Here is a 14778-nt window from a genome sequence, read left to right on the forward strand (position 1 = left end):
CAGCAATGAATAACGCCTGGTCCGTCAAAAATCGGAGGGAGCTCTATGTGTCTCCCTTCGTAACGCTCTCAGTCGAGGCTGTATCGCTACCGGATGGCCGCATTGTCGACGACTATCACCAAGTTCACTTGCCTGATTATTCGATAGCCGTGCCCATTCTGGCGGACGGCAGTATTTTAACGTTGTGGCAATATAAGCACGGCGCGCGTTGTTATTCCATGACCTTTCCGGCTGGCCATGTGGAGCCCGGTGAAGATGCCGTCGGGGCTATGCTACGAGAGCTGCGAGAAGAGACTGGTTATGTTGCGGAGCAGGCAATTGGCTTTGGCAGTTATACAGTCAGCGGAAATCAGGGCTGCGGGCGCGCGCATCTTTTTGCCCTGACGGGTTGTCGTCCTGTAGGCGTCGCTGATCATGACGATCTTGAAACTTTTGATCTCAAAGTTATGACAGTGGAGGAAATAAATGCGGCGATCGATCAGGGACATTGTACAATCCTTCCTCAGCTCGCCGTCTGGCTCGCGACCCGAGCACACTTCGGATTTTGAACAGCAACACCCCGCCGAATCTCAACCGGGTCTGGATGTTGAAGCTTCGGCCCCTGCTATCCAGCTCGATCTGGCTCCGATCTGGACGATGGTTCCCGAGGCGGAGCCAATTCGTCTCGGATCCTATTACGCGCATATGCGAGGCTACTATCCCTATTGTGAGATGCAGACAAAACGGTGGTGTGTCCGCAATATCGGTCGCGATTGGCGGATTTTTGATGTCGGGGGCAATATCGGTTATTACTCCGCCCTTTTTGGCCGTTGTGCGCCGGAAGGTTTTGTCGTCGCGTTCGAGCCGACCGAAACACATCGGATGCTCAGGCATAATCTCGAGCTTAATGGGATTTCAAATGTCGAAGTCCGGCAGATCGCTATGGGAGAGACGGAAGGGAACCGTCGAGATGCGATATTCCGCGTATGGGGCAGTCCCGCGGAGGTAGAGGAGTTTCCTTTCTCTACAGTGGACGCGGAAATGCAGCGTCTGGAGTGGGACAGGCTTGATCTTCTCAAGGTTGATGTCGACAGTTTCGATCTCGAAGTGTTGAAAGGGTCTCTTCAGACACTCGATAAATTTAACCCTTGGGTTCTTGTAGAACTCAACCACGCGTTGGCGGAAAGAAAGCAGAGCGTCTCGCAAGCACTCGAGTGGTTGGCATCAGTCGGCTATCACGAGGCTCTCGTGATGGATGGCGAAAATTTCCTCTTGCGTCGTCCTGAAGGCGTACCCGTTGCAGTTGATGGTCTGAGGCTTATACATGAACGGGAACCTGTCTATGTTTCGCCGGTTCTTGTCGCGACGGCTGCATCAGCGGCTGACGTTGCTGCTACGTTCGAGTCGACTGGCGCGGGTGTTGTGGATGAGGAAACTGGTGATCTGATTATTGATGCACCTGCCTGGGGTTATGGCCTGATCTGGAAAGTGCAACCAGTTTGTGAAGGGCCGGCAATCGTGCGCCTGTCGGTCGGCGTGTCCGGAGCAGATATTGGAGTTCTTTGCGTAAGAGAAGGTTTTTCAGAACTCATCGGATCGGAAGCTTTTGTGCTCCCAGGTGGGGAAGCGACCATTGCTATAGCTCTTGATAACGTTGAGGACCTGCGCGGTATTGTTATCAGAAAGGGTCCTACGCTGCCTGGCGTGGCAAGAGTACGTTTCAGTGAGCCAGTTGTGCTGCAAGCCGAAGCTCGACGCAACGCGACACCGTCGCCTTCGATGAATCCTTTACAAAAAGAGATCGCCTTGAGTGAGGCCGCCAAGGGTTTCCCGTCATCGAGTTTCGATGTGCCTGAAGACAAGCTCGAAATCGTTGACGCTCATATGTTGGGAGAACGCCTCGGTTTGGATTGCTCGTTCCGCGCTCCGATAAACCTCGTTAACATGCCGCTCACGCAGTTTCGCATGGAAGTGCATGATGCGAAGGTGTTGCAGCAACTCTACCGCGCCTTTCGCCCAAAGCATCACCTCGAATTTGGAACCTGGGAGGGGTTTGGTGCGCGGCTTTGCTTACAGCATTCCGAAGCACACGTGTGGACACTCAATCTTCCCGAAGGGGAAAAGGATGCCGAGGGGCGTTCTTTGTATTCAGACGCATCGGGCGTTACGGATGGTGGAAATCGAATTGGACGCCTTTATCGCGAAGCAGGACTGGCTTCACGGGTCACGCAGCTACTGATCGACAGCAGAGAGTTTGATACCTCGGCTTTCGATAGCGATTTCTTCGACACCGCCCTGATCGACGGCGGTCACACGGCTGATGTCGTGGCCAACGACACTGAAAAGGCCTTGCAGGTGGTTCGGCCCGGTGGGCTTGTCATGTGGCATGATTTTTGTCCGGATCCTTCGATCCTGGCGGAGCAAAGTGCTGCGCAGGGCGTCGTCGAAGCGGTTTTGCTGAATTGGAAACAATGGCGTCCGCGTTTTTCTTCCTTATTTTGGGTGCGCCCCTCCTGGCTTCTCATTGGAGTGGTTGCTGATGGTGGCATGAATGCAAGTGAACACGATGACGCGTAATAAACAGGTGACACCAACGACTTTCTCTTCGGCTTACGCGCAGGGCTTTCTTCGTTGTGCCGTTGCTTCGCATCTGGTCTCGCCCGCTTCGCCTCTGGCGAATGCTGCAGCCACGATACCGCTATTGGAGGCAGCAGACGAACAGTCGGTTGGTCTTCTTGTCCTCCCCGAGCTCGGCTTGACCGGTTATTCGATTGATGATCTGCTGCATCAGCAAACGCTGCTTGATGAGGCGGAAGCAGCTCTCGAACTGCTGCGAAAGCGCACCGAGACGCTCACACCTCTGATTCTGGTAGGAATGCCGGTGCGCTGGCAGGGACACCTTCTTAATTGCGCGGTCGTGGTGCACCGCGGTCGTCTTTTGGGTATCGTCCCTAAAACCTATCTGCCGAATTATCGCGAATTTTATGAGGCAAGGCACTTCGCATCAGGCGCAATCGTTGAAGGAGGTGCGACGATTGAGCTTTTGGGGACGACGGTTCCGATCGGAACGGACCTCTTGTTTGCTGCGCAGGATATAGAGAATTTCGTGCTGGCGATTGAGATTTGCGAGGACGTCTGGGTGCCGACGCCACCTTCGTCCCTCGCTGCCCTTGCGGGCGCCACTGTTATTGCAAACCTTTCAGCTTCCAATGCAATTATCGGCAAGTCCGCCGAACGTCACGCGTTATGCCGCGTGCAATCCGCTCGCTGCAATGCCGCATATCTCTATTCCGCGGCAGGATTTGGTGAATCAACCACCGACCTCGCTTGGGACGGCCATGCAATGGTCTATGAAGCTGGAACTCTTTTGGCAGAATCTGAGCGTTTTTCTACCAGCGCCGGCATGATCGTCACGGATATCGACCTTGAACTTCTCGCAGCGGAAAGGTTGCGGAATGGTAGCCTTGTCGCGAATCGGCGCGATCTTGCACCAAAAGATTATCGGCATATTGGTTTTCATCTTCAGCCCTCCGCAAACGATATTGGCTTGCAGCGAAAAATTGCCCGCTTTCCTTTCGTTCCAGATGACAAAAGTCAGCTTGATGCTCTCTGCGAGGAAGCTTTTCAGATACAGTCTCAAGGCCTTGCCCGTCGTTTGAAGGCCAGTGGGATCGAACGCGTGGTTATAGGCGTTTCCGGTGGATTGGATAGTTCTCACGCCCTTCTGGTTGCGCTCCACGCCATGGATTTGTTGAAGCTACCTCGCTCCAATGTTCTTGCCTGGACCCTCCCAGCTTTCGCGACAACCAACACCACGAAATCGAATGCATGGCGCTTGATGCGGGCTTTGGGAGTGACGGCGGATGAAATCGACGTAGGTCCAGCTTCGATGCAGATGTTGAGAGATATCGGTCATCCTGCCGCCGAAGGTGAAAAAATTTACGATATCACCTTTGAAAATGTTCAGGCGGGAGCCCGGACCTCGCTTCTTTTCCGGCTGGCAAATCGGCACAACGCAATTGTCCTTGGCACGGGTGATCTCTCCGAGCTTGCTCTCGGGTGGGCAACATATGGCGTGGGTGATCATATGAGTCACTACAATGTCAATTGCTCGGTTCCCAAAACCCTTATTCAACATCTTATTCGATGGGTGGCGGCGCGCGGTCTTTACGGTGAGGAAGCTTCCGAAGTTCTTCGGAATATATTGTCGACCGAAATCAGCCCAGAATTGGTGCCAGGTGATGCAGATGCACCAAGTCAGAAGACTGAAGATTTCGTCGGGCCCTATGCGCTCCAGGACTTTAATCTCTTTTACACGGTACGATATGGAATGAGGCCGTCCAAGATTGCCTTTCTTGCGTGGCACGCCTGGAGGGATGTCAAAATGGGTAACTGGCCATCCGACTTCGCGGATACTGACCGACGGGATTATGACCTGGAAACCATCAGGTCGTGGCTGAGAGTCTTCATAAGGCGCTTTTTTCAAACGAGCCAGTTCAAGCGTAGCGCAGTTCCGAATGGTCCGAAAACGAGCTCCGGTGGCTCGTTGTCTCCGCGTGGCGACTGGCGCATGCCTTCGGACGCATCGGCAGATGCCTGGCTACGTGAACTTGACGCGGCGCTTACGCCGCCCCCCAGAGGGTAGAGGGCGCAGAAGATCGTTCTGCCAGAAGGGCGCTGATTTATCGGGGAGGGGAAATCCAGATCGCCGCTTTTATCCGCAGCATATCCGCTCGTCACTTCCTTTTATAATCGTCCTCGATGCGGATGACATCATCCTCGCCGATATAGGCTCCGGTCTGGATTTCGACCAGTTCGAGCGGGATCTGCCCCTCATTGGCAAGCCGGTGCGGCTGGCCGATCGGGATATAGACCGACTGGTTCTCCGTCAGCAACTTCGTCTCTTCGCCGATCGTCACCGTCGCCGTGCCCTTGACGACGATCCAGTGTTCCGAGCGGTGATAATGTTTCTGGAACGAGATGCGGTGGCCGGGATCGACCGTGATATGGCCCACCCGGTAACGCTCGTCCACATACATGTGTTCGATATAACCCCAGGGGCGATAGACGCGCTTGTGGCTTTGCGTCTGCGGTGCGTGCTCGCCGTCCTTCAGCGTCTCCACCAGACCCTTCACATCCTGCACCCGGTTTTTCGGCACCACCAGAACCGCATCCTTGGTGGCCACCACCACCATGTCCTTCGCGCCAACCACCGTCGTCAGCAATTGCGTCGAATGGATGAGGCAGCCTTCGGAATCGATGAAGACGCCGTTGCCTTCCAGCGCATTGTCGTTGCCGCGCTTGCCGGCAATTTCCCAGATCGCATCCCAGCTGCCGATATCCGACCAGCGGAAATGGCCATGCACCACCGCCATGCGTCTGGTCTTCTCGATCACGGCATAGTCGATGGAGTTTTTCGGGGAAGCCTCGAAGCTTGCCTGATGCAGGCGCACGAAGCCGAGGTCGCTTTCATATTGCTCGACCGCCTGCGTCACCGCCGCAAGAATCTCCGGGGCGAAGGCCTTCAGTTCGGCGATCATCACATCGGAGCGGAACAGGAAATTGCCGGAATTCCAGAGATAACCCTTTTCCAGATAGGAGATCGCCGTCTTCATATCCGGCTTTTCCACGAAGGCGTCGACGGTGCTGAGGTCTTTTTCGCCATCGATCGCATCACCCGGCTTGATATAACCGTAGGAGGTGCGCGGTTCGGTCGGCACCAGGCCGAAGACGACGATATTGCCCTGATCGGCGGCTTTTGCGCCGAGTTTCACGGCCTCTGAAAACTTGTCGGCATCGAGCACCACATGGTCGGCGGCAAGCGCCAGCACCAGGCATCCGGGCTCGCGGCGCTCGGCCAGCACGGCAGCGGCGGCCATGGCGGCGGCGCTGTCGCGGCGGGCGGGCTCCAGCACCACGGTTGCCGGCAGATCGATCTCTTCGGCCTGACGGCGGGCGAAGAACCGGAAATCCTCATTGGTGATCACCAGCGGCTCGGCATAAAGGCTCTTGTCGCCCACCCGCTGCAGCGTCTGCTGATAGGTCGAAAGATTGCCGACCAGCGGCTGAAACTGCTTGGGCAACTGATCGCGCGATACGGGCCAAAGCCGCGAACCAGCGCCGCCGGCCAGAAGAACCGGCGTGATCTTTCGAGAGTGTTCCTTCACAACAAAACCTTTCCAACGCGGCCTTATAGATCTGCTAAGTTTAAGCTACATCCGCATCGAACTGAATGCTGTGCAGGCGCTTATAGAGGCCATCCGCCGAGAGCAGTTCACGGCGGCTACCTTGTTCTACAACTTCGCCATTGTCCATAACGACGATCTTGTCTGCCCTGTTAATAGTGGAAAGACGATGAGCGATGACGATTGATGTCTTGTTGAGCGTGAGGCGCTCCAGAGCATCTCGGACAAGCGCTTCGGACTCGGAATCCAGGGCACTTGTCGCCTCGTCAAGGATCAAAATATCCGCGTTTCTAAGCATGGCTCGCGCGATCGCGACGCGCTGCCGCTGACCGCCGGACAGACCGGAGCCGTTTTCACCAAGCTTGGTATCGTAACCCTCGGGCATCTTCATGATAAAGTCGTGTGCATTGGCGGCCTTGGCCGCAGCAACGATTTCCTCTTCCGTAGCGTTGTCACGACCGACGGAAATATTGTGCTTTACAGTGCCGGAAAACAGGAATGTTTCCTGACCCACATAGGATACATGCTCCCGCAGACTGGCGAAGGACACGTCGCGCAAATCCATGCCGTTGATCTCAACCAACCCATTTTGCGGGTCATAAAGGCGCATAATCAGATTTATAATTGTGGATTTGCCGCTTCCTGAAGGCCCAACGAGTGCCGTCATCTTTCCACCTTCGAAAAGGACACTGACGTCTTTCAAAACGGGCTGACCGGAAACGTATTCGAAGCCAACGTTTTTCAACTCCACATCGCCGCTTGCTTTTGGCAGCGGTGCGGCGTCGCTTTTCTCGCTTAAAGTCAGTGGAGCATCGAGAACCTCAAACATCATACGCACACCGATCATGCCACTTTCGATCTGGACGCGCATGCGTGCAAGACGCTTTGCCGGTTCATAAGCAAGTAGCAGGGCAGTGATGAAGGCCATCAAGTCGCCCGGAGAACCGCCTTTTTCAAGGACTGTGTAGCCGGAAACGGCGATGACAACTGCAATCGCCAGGCCAGAGAGCGTCTCCATGATCGGGCTTGTCGCCGCTTCAAGTTTCGCTATGCCATTTGCGCGATGCTCGACATCCGATACCGCTTTGTCCATGCGTTGGCGCATCAGTTTCTCGAGCGAGAACGCCTTGATAACGCGCACGCCTATGCTGGTCTCCTGCACGACATTAACGATTTCACCCAACGAGGCAAGTTCCGCCTCCATGATTTTGCGGACGCGCCGCAGAACAAGGCGAACACTGAAAATCGCAAGAGGACCGATAATCATTGAGATCGCACTCAGAAGAAAGTTCTGGGCAAACATCACGATTATGAGTCCGATAAGCGAAAAGAGATCGCGGACAAACGACGTTACGATCGTGTCGATGACGCTACGCGCAGCCTGAGCGTTATAGGTGACTCGAATGAGTAGCTCGGAGGACGGCAAGTTCTGAAAAAAAGAAACCCCCTGTTTCAGAAGCCGGTCGTAAATCTTGCGCTGTTGCTCCGCTACGATGCTATTACCAGCCTTGCTTAGATAATAGCTCTGCACGAAGGTGGCGAGCCCCTTGACGATGAAGATCGCGGCGACCGCGAACGCAATCTCAAGAACGACATCGAAGCCACGCTTCAGGTAAACGCTGTTAACGATATCGCGCATGATCCAGGCGCTAAGAGATGTCGTCGCGGCAACGACAACCATGGCCGCGATTGCCATGGAGTACCAGCCAACATGCTTCTTGAAGTTCTCTTTGAACAGTCGTACCAGCAGCTTCTTGTCGTTTTGCGACAAAAATGATCCGATCACAGCGATATTCCTAATTGGTGCAAAAACTGCAGTTGGCGAGTGTTATCACGTCAGGCAAACAAACCCAAATCAGCGGCGTGATGTTCTGTGTAACGCTCATATATGATACGCCCAAGTTTCATATTCAGAAAACTCAAAGCTTAACACCGGTTCCAAATGCCGAGGCACGTCTAATCCGAAATTGGTGTAGTGCACTTAAATGGGTGATCGTCAAGTGTCAATCTCCCTCCGGTGGTGGTGCCCAAGGACACTGGTTTTGCTGGGCACTAGATGTGAGTAGTTCTTGGATTGGTTGTTGGTGTGAAACATCTAGTTTTGCACAGCCCGAAGGTTCTTGCCGTTGACAAGTGCGCTGTTCAAAATCTATATCCCGAACTAAGTGGTGGGCGATCGACAATGGCGCGGCATATAAGCCCGTAAGCTTTTGCAATCCAATGTTTTTTATGACGGATACGTCCGTCAGGCAGGACGGTAAATGCCCCAAGTTTTTTTTGATCTGTCGGAACTGTTCCTGAATTCAGGAGTGAAATTCAAATATTACGGAATTGCAAGAACCGTGATGGAGGTCGCTTATGAGCTGACCTTGCTGGATAAATCCGTAAGATATGTCATCTACTCACCGTTGCATCGTCGTTTTTTTGAAGTGTTTCCGCGCACCGGTGACGCATCGCCAACGGGTGTTCTGGATCCAAACGTTCCTTCAAGCGCGACCCCTGTGCGCCTGCGGCAGAACCTTTTCGACACGAATTTTCTAAAGTCTCTGTTCTACGGTGTTGTGCGCACAATAGTTGAGCATCGCAATCGCAAACGCTGGGCAACCATTCCGGCGGGGGCCGTCCGAGAGGTCGACCTGGACGGACAGATTCTGGTCTCGCTAGGGAGGCCGAAAATCATGTCCGACTACCTCATGGCATTGAACCAACGCGGTGAAAAAGCCATCTTTATTCCGATGCTCCATGATATGATTCCGTTGCATGATTTCACACATCGGAATCAGTTTTCATTTCCGCGGAATTTCATTCACGATAACAAGGTCGCTATCGGGGCATCCGCACTGATTTTGACAAATTCTGAATTTACGGCGCGGGAGGTAGCGCATTTTTCAGATGTTGGCACATTGCCGCCAGTACCCGATGTGGTGGCTGTACCGCTTTGCAACGAGCTTCGTGAGACAGTTGAGCCGATCAACAAGAAGCCACCTCAAGATCGCTATCTGCTGGGTGTCGGCATTTACAATGGCCGCAAAAACTTGGAGTGCGTTGTTGAGGCCATGCTGGAATTGCAGGAATCAGGTGTTATTCCGCCCGCACTGGTGTTAGCTGGCGCGAGGCGGAAAAGGGTTGAAAAATTTTTAAAGCAAGAGAAGTTCCGGCCAATAGCCGACAAATTTCACTTCGTGCTTAATCCTAATCAGGCGGAATTACGCTTACTGTACGAAAATGCCTACGGCTTGGTCTTGCCGAGCAGGATGGAAGGATGGGGTCTGCCGATCAGTGAGGCTCTATGGTGCGGGACGCCGGCGTTTGCCGCGGACGTACCTGCCTTGCGGGAGGCAGGTGGAACGCTCGCGCTTTACTTCGACCCGGAAAAACCTGAGGAATTGGCGTGTCTGGTTCGCAAACTCTTGTTGGAGCCGGGTGAATACGCTTCTCTGAAAGCCAAGATTGCTGAATTTAAGCCGCAAATGCGAACATGGCGAAACGTTGCATCAGAGATACTTAAGACAATTCAAGATAGCAACAAAATAAGGGTACCGACTTAACGGTACATCGACATTCTGAGCTTGACAGTGTCGTTGTAATTTAAACCCGCTTATGCGGCCTGATCGACGCCCGCAGCTCCACCAGTCGCTCCAGCGTCTCAAGGCTTCGCTCGGGGCAGGCGGCGGAGAGGGCAAGGGCCATGGTTTCCATGGCGATGAAGGTGGGGGCGTGGAGCGCCACGCCTTCGTTTTTGGCGCGGGGCAGGAAGAGGCTGGCGTTGGCGTGTTTTTTCAGCACGCTGTCTTCTTGGCCGAGCAGCATGATGATTGGGATGTCGAGGCGGCCTGCCTCGGCTATGGCGGTCTGCGCTTCGCGGTGGGCGCGGCCGTGCAGGAGCATGATGAGGACGTGGCCGTTTTCAAGCTCGAGCAACTGCTCTGCAAGCGCGATGCCGGTGGCGTTGAGCGCATAGGAATGGACGCCCGAGCGCTGGAATAGCCTTGCGGCATAGGTGGCGATGATGCCGGAGGCTCCGATGCCGAGCACGCCGATGCCGCGTGCTTGCGAGAGAAGCCGCACGGCCGCCGCCATGGCTTCGCGGTTTTCTGCGCTTGAAAGCATCTCCAGCGTGTTTTTCTGATTGTCGAGCACGAAATCTATTGCCGCATCGCAGTTGCCCGATATGGATTTTGTCGTCGCCGCCATTTTTTCGACGGGCGAATCCGTCACGCCCAGATAGGCCTCCAGCGTTTCCTTGAGATCGACCAGCCCCTGGAAGCCAAGCGCCTGTATGGCGCGGATGACGGTCGCATCGGATGTATTGGTCTCGAAGCCGATTTCCAGCGCCGATTTGGCGAGAACCGCATGGCGGTGGCCGTCAATATATTCGGCAACTGCAAGCAGGCCCGGCGACAGGCGGTCGCGGCGCTTGCGCAGCTGCTCTCCGAAACGGTCGGTGCGCCGAAGCCTTGATGTCTGCGTTTCGCCAGCCGGCATGGGTTCTTCCGTGAAGCTGAGTTTTCTACTCTTCTTCACGAATTAGCAGCGCGCCACGCCGGCAGGCAAGCGCTTTTGTCCGTAGTGGTGGTTGCTGTCACTTTTCCTGCGCTGGCCGCACCGTCAAATGGGACTGGACGGCGGAGACCATGAGGCTGAGTGCGGCATAGGAGTTGGAAATCGCTTCTTCGCGCGGCAGGAGGATGTACCGACCGTTGCGGCAGGCCTCAAGAAAATTGCAGAAGCCCGGCATCACGGCTTCCATCATGTCGATTTCCGCCTGCGGCGAAGCGCCGGTATCGGAGCGATAGGGATCGAAGATGATATCGGCATCGAGTTCCGGCAGGCGTTCGGCGCTGATCTCGATACGGTCGCCATCCGGAATGGCGTCGATGATGGCGGGGAAACGAAACCCCGCATCCCGCAGCACCCGCCCGAGCGCGCGATAGGTGTGGTAGACGCTGATCTTGCCGTTGAGCGGCTGGAACACCGAAACGGTAATGGCGCCGGTATCGACAGATGCCTTCAGCGCCTCGATCTGTGCCCGATAGCGCCGGTCCAGCACGGCAAGACGCGCCTGCGTGCCCGTCAGCTCGGCCAGCACTTTGTAAATATGCGGTGCGCCGTCTTTGGTATTGTCGATGGCGACGGTGGGTGCGATCTGCGTCAGTTTTTCAACGGGAGTGGCGCGATCAGGTTCGGTCAGGATGAGATCGGGCTTGAGGGCGATAATCGCCTCCAGATCGGCATTGATGGAGCCGATATAGGCGATGTCGCTATTGTCGAAATCAACACCGGTCAGAATGGCGCTGGAGCGCAGATAGGGTTTGCCGTCCGCCCCCATGCGGCCATGGCTGCCCACAGGCGTCACGCCCAGCTCGATCAGCGGAATGGTGAGGTCGATATCGTGCAGCGTCACGATACGTTTCGGCTTTGCCGGAATGGAAACGCTGCGGCCGAGGTCGTCGGTAAAGCTTCGGCTGGTCTCCTCGGCTTGAGCGGTGACTGTGCCGAGGAGAAAAGCGGCGGCCGGGAGAAGGGCGAGAAGTGTTTTGCGCATGGGGGACCTATAGGCGATGCCGGTGAAACCAGAGAAGAGCAAGCAGCGTGGGTGCGCCGACGGCGGAAAGAACGAGGCCGGTCGGCAGCTCCAGTGGTGAAAAGGCGGTTCGGGCGATGGTGTCGGACGCTGCGACCAGAGTTGCGCCTGTCAGGCCTGCGCCCAAGACAAGCCCGGGACAGGAGCTACCGGGCAACAGAAGCCGGGCGATATGCGGACCGATCAGGCCGACAAAACCGATGCTGCCGGTGAAGGAAACGCAGGATGCGGTGAGGGTGACGGCAAGCGTGACATGAAGCACCGAAAGGAGACGGCCATGGACGCCAAGCGCCGTCGCCGCATGATCGCCGAGCGCCTGCACGTCGGCGGCGCGCGCCGTCAGGAGCAAAAGGCCAAGGGCGATGACGAGGATGACGGAGAGGATTGAAACGGCGGTCCAGCTTGCGCCCTGCAAGTTGCCGGCCATCCAGATCATCGCTGTCTGCAAATTGCGAATATCGAGCGATGCCATGAGGATAAGAAGCAAAGCTGATAAAAACCATGAAAATCCGATACCGGTCAGAACGAAGCGCAGGCGCGAGGTTGCGCCGGAGAGCGTCAGAACGATTGCGGCACTTGCCATGCCGCCGGCAATGCCCGCAACGGGGCGCAACATGACCGGCAGGGAAGGCAGCAGGAACAGGCAACCCAGCACGGCAAGGGATGCGCCTTCGCGCACGCCGAGCAGGCCGGGATCGGCAAGGCCGTTGCGGGTCGTGGCCTGCATGATGGCGCCGGCAATGCCGAGCATGGCGCCGGCCACCATCGCAATCGCTAGACGCGAGAGCCGGAAGTCGAGAACCACGACCGCGTCGGTCATGGCGGGATCGGTGTTGGTTGCGGTGACAAGCGACCACAGGGCGGCGGCGGGGATATGCTGGCTGCCGGCGCTGAGCGACCACAGGGCGACAAGCATGAGGCAGAGGAAAAGCGCCAGCAGAATGGCGAGCCGCGACGGCATGACGCGGACGGAAAAGCGCCCCAGTCGGAGAACCCGGTAGCGGTTCATTTCAGCACCCTGCGCACCAGCCAGAGAAACACCGGCGCGCCGACAAGGCCGGTCATTGCGCCGGTGGGCAGCTCTTTCGGCAGGAGAATGAGGCGGGCGGCGAGATCGGCGGCGATCAACAGAACCGCGCCGCCGAGTGCAGCGATGGGTATGGCAAGCAGAAGCCGCCCCGTTTTCAGGCGCGCGACGAGCGGCGGCACCACCAGACCGACGAAGCCGATGGGACCGACGACGGCGATGGCCGCGCCGCAGAACAGCGATATGGAGACAAGCGCCAGAATCCGCGTCGAACGGACCGGCACACCGAGCGCTGCGGCAGCGCTCTCGCCCAGCCCCAGAAGATCGAGCCGGGGAGCGGCGGCGAAAGCGAGGATAAGCGCGATCGCGGCCGCGGGCAGGGCGGCGGCGATGGTTGTGATCGAAACGCCGGCCGTATCGCCCACCAGCCAGAAACGCATCTGCTGCAATGTTTCTTCATTGAGAATGAGGATGGCGGAGGTGAGGGTTCCGGCAAGCGTGGAAAGCGCAATGCCGCAAAAGACGAGTTTTGCCGGTGTCAGCCCCTGCCGCCCGGCGGAAGCAAGGAGAAGCACGAGCGAGAAGCTGATGCCCGCACCCGTCGCCGCCAGCAATGGGCGGAACAGCGGCGTTGCGATCAGCCCGAGCGGCATCACTGTCGCCAGAACGACGGCAAGGCTTGCCCCGGCATTCAACCCCAGAATATGCGGCTCGCCGAGCGGATTTCGAAGCAGGGTTTGCAGCAGAAGCCCCGCTGTTCCAAGGCAGGCCCCGGCCTGCATCGCAGCCAGCAAACGCGGCAGGCGCAGGCGCATCAAAACCTGCTGGTCGAAATTGCGGGCGTCATAAGCGAATATCAGGTCTTGCAGAACGTGCGGCGCAATGGGGCGCGGGCCGGTGGCTATATGCGCCAGCACCAGAAGCAGCATGGTGAGCAGCAGGAGAAGCGCTGCCGCAAGTGTGCGGCCATAGGCTCGCTCTCTAAGGGCAAGGGTGCTTCCGCTGCTGGTGCCGGTAAGGTTCATGCCGCGCCGGCCCGTCCGGGCAGGGGAAGAAATACCGGCCGTGCCGTGACCGGATGCGTGAGCTGGGCAACTGCTATGTCGAAGACATCGGCAATGATGCCGGCATCGCACGCCGCTGCCGTTTCCAGCCGGTGCCGCAGCCGCCCGTCCTTCAGAAAAATCAGGTGATCGGCATATTGCAGGGCAAGATTGATGTCGTGGAGCACCGCCACGATCGTACGGTTGTGGCGGGTGACGAGGCCGGCCAGCATGTCCAGCACCTCTATCTGGTGGTGCAGATCGAGAAAGGTCGTCGGTTCGTCGAGAAGAATTATATCCGTCTGCTGGGCCAGCGCCATGGCGATCCAGGCGCGCTGGCGTTGGCCGCCGGAAAGGCTGTCGACTGCTCTTTCCGCCAGCTCGGACATTCCAGTCACCGAAAGCGCCTCTTCCACTGCGCGGGCGTCTTCCTCGCTCCATTGCTTCAGAAATCCCTGATGCGGGTAACGGCCGCGGGAGACGAGATCGAAAACCGAAAGCCCCTCCGGCGTATGGTTCTGCTGCGCCAGCATGCCGAGCTTCTTCGCCACCTCCTTGGTGGGGTGGCGGAAGATATCGCTGCCGTTGAGAAGAATATGGCCCCGTGCGGGCCGGTGCAGGCGGGCAAGCGCGCAGAGAAGCGTGGATTTTCCAGAACCGTTCGGGCCAAGCAGAACGGTGAAGCGGTTCGGCGTGACATTGATGGACATGTCCGCAAGCACCGGCGTGTCGCCATAGGCAAGCTCGATTGCCTGCGCCGCAAGGCCTGTATCCGTGCTTATGGGTCTCATGCCGTCGTTCAAATTCGTCACCGTCTGAATGCGTTGCCACCAGAATTATTGATGACTGTAGTAGTCAAGTATATTGCGTTCGAAAAAGCGGTTTTTGCCGGTCGATTTGAACAAAAAGCGGCTGTCATAGGCTGAAATGACACGCCAGGAAGCGCGAATGCACCCTTCG

Annotated in this window: 11 protein-coding genes; 4 read left to right on the forward strand and 7 right to left on the reverse strand. The window is 56.8% G+C overall.

Translation table 11 applies throughout. From position 1 onward, the window contains the following. Nucleotides 1-5 precede the first annotated feature (5 nt). Genes ACQZ60_RS16285 through ACQZ60_RS16295 form a run of 3 tightly spaced genes read left to right on the forward strand, consistent with a single transcriptional unit; the run spans nt 6 to nt 4624 of the window. A complete protein-coding gene (locus tag ACQZ60_RS16285; RefSeq protein WP_149148198.1) occupies nt 6-548 on the forward strand; it encodes an NUDIX hydrolase in 543 nt (180 codons plus the stop codon). Continuing rightward, nucleotides 466-2556, forward strand: coding sequence for a class I SAM-dependent methyltransferase (locus ACQZ60_RS16290; protein WP_448735623.1), 2091 nt, complete (start codon nt 466-468; stop codon nt 2554-2556). Before ACQZ60_RS16285 ends, ACQZ60_RS16290 begins: the two co-directional genes overlap by 83 nt. Continuing rightward, nucleotides 2531-4624 carry an NAD(+) synthase gene (locus ACQZ60_RS16295; protein ID WP_187772256.1) on the forward strand — a complete coding sequence of 698 codons (2094 nt, stop codon included), beginning with the start codon at nt 2531-2533 and terminating at the stop codon, nt 4622-4624. The genes ACQZ60_RS16290 and ACQZ60_RS16295 overlap by 26 nt, the downstream gene beginning before the upstream one ends. A gap of 91 nt (nt 4625-4715) precedes the next feature. Here the strand turns inward: ACQZ60_RS16295 and ACQZ60_RS16300 are convergent, their stop codons facing one another. Further along, nucleotides 4716-6146: a mannose-1-phosphate guanylyltransferase/mannose-6-phosphate isomerase gene (locus tag ACQZ60_RS16300; RefSeq protein WP_448735624.1), complete on the reverse strand. Its 1431-nt coding sequence runs from the start codon at nt 6144-6146 to the stop codon at nt 4716-4718. Between the two features lie 40 nt (nt 6147-6186). Beyond that, nucleotides 6187-7950: an ABC transporter ATP-binding protein gene (locus ACQZ60_RS16305; RefSeq protein WP_174000638.1), complete on the reverse strand. Its 1764-nt coding sequence runs from the start codon at nt 7948-7950 to the stop codon at nt 6187-6189. Between the two features lie 475 nt (nt 7951-8425). On the opposite strand from ACQZ60_RS16305, the gene ACQZ60_RS16310 reads away from it, so the two are divergent. Continuing rightward, nucleotides 8426-9712: a glycosyltransferase gene (locus ACQZ60_RS16310; RefSeq protein WP_448735625.1), complete on the forward strand. Its 1287-nt coding sequence runs from the start codon at nt 8426-8428 to the stop codon at nt 9710-9712. 40 nt (nt 9713-9752) lie between these two features. On the opposite strand, the gene ACQZ60_RS16315 is transcribed toward ACQZ60_RS16310, so the two are convergent. From ACQZ60_RS16315 to ACQZ60_RS16335, 5 genes are all read right to left on the reverse strand, one after another. Next, entirely contained in the window at nt 9753-10649 is an 897-nt protein-coding gene (locus ACQZ60_RS16315; RefSeq protein WP_448735626.1) for a MurR/RpiR family transcriptional regulator, read from the reverse strand. Between the two features lie 97 nt (nt 10650-10746). Then, the gene (locus ACQZ60_RS16320; RefSeq protein WP_080858000.1) at nt 10747-11709 is read right to left on the reverse strand and encodes an ABC transporter substrate-binding protein; all 963 of its coding nucleotides are present in this window, start codon (nt 11707-11709) and stop codon (nt 10747-10749) included. Nucleotides 11710-11716: 7 nt separating this feature from the next. After that, on the reverse strand, nt 11717-12757 hold the full coding sequence (locus tag ACQZ60_RS16325) for a FecCD family ABC transporter permease (RefSeq protein ID WP_448735627.1): 1041 nt from the start codon (nt 12755-12757) through the stop codon (nt 11717-11719). Continuing rightward, nucleotides 12754-13800 carry a FecCD family ABC transporter permease gene (locus ACQZ60_RS16330; RefSeq protein WP_448735628.1) on the reverse strand — a complete coding sequence of 349 codons (1047 nt, stop codon included), beginning with the start codon at nt 13798-13800 and terminating at the stop codon, nt 12754-12756. The genes ACQZ60_RS16325 and ACQZ60_RS16330 overlap by 4 nt, the downstream gene beginning before the upstream one ends. Beyond that, nucleotides 13797-14609: an ABC transporter ATP-binding protein gene (locus tag ACQZ60_RS16335; RefSeq protein WP_448735629.1), complete on the reverse strand. Its 813-nt coding sequence runs from the start codon at nt 14607-14609 to the stop codon at nt 13797-13799. The genes ACQZ60_RS16330 and ACQZ60_RS16335 overlap by 4 nt, the downstream gene beginning before the upstream one ends. Between the last annotated feature and the right edge of the window lie 169 nt (nt 14610-14778).

It is taken from the genome of Agrobacterium sp. 22-223-1 (genome assembly GCF_053522385.1).

What these genes read in the sequence shown, in the direction of transcription:
- ACQZ60_RS16320 (WP_080858000.1), bottom strand. Translation starts at nt 11,709, where the DNA reads ATGCGCAAAACACTTCTCGCCCTTCTCCCGGCCGCCGCTTTTCTCCTC.
- ACQZ60_RS16285 (WP_149148198.1), top strand. Translation starts at nt 6, where the DNA reads ATGAATAACGCCTGGTCCGTCAAAAATCGGAGGGAGCTCTATGTGTCT.
- ACQZ60_RS16290 (WP_448735623.1), top strand. Translation starts at nt 466, where the DNA reads ATGCGGCGATCGATCAGGGACATTGTACAATCCTTCCTCAGCTCGCCG.
- ACQZ60_RS16295 (WP_187772256.1), top strand. Translation starts at nt 2,531, where the DNA reads ATGCAAGTGAACACGATGACGCGTAATAAACAGGTGACACCAACGACT.
- ACQZ60_RS16325 (WP_448735627.1), bottom strand. Translation starts at nt 12,757, where the DNA reads ATGAACCGCTACCGGGTTCTCCGACTGGGGCGCTTTTCCGTCCGCGTC.
- ACQZ60_RS16315 (WP_448735626.1), bottom strand. Translation starts at nt 10,649, where the DNA reads ATGCCGGCTGGCGAAACGCAGACATCAAGGCTTCGGCGCACCGACCGT.
- ACQZ60_RS16335 (WP_448735629.1), bottom strand. Translation starts at nt 14,609, where the DNA reads ATGAGACCCATAAGCACGGATACAGGCCTTGCGGCGCAGGCAATCGAG.
- ACQZ60_RS16330 (WP_448735628.1), bottom strand. Translation starts at nt 13,800, where the DNA reads ATGAACCTTACCGGCACCAGCAGCGGAAGCACCCTTGCCCTTAGAGAG.
- ACQZ60_RS16310 (WP_448735625.1), top strand. Translation starts at nt 8,426, where the DNA reads ATGCCCCAAGTTTTTTTTGATCTGTCGGAACTGTTCCTGAATTCAGGA.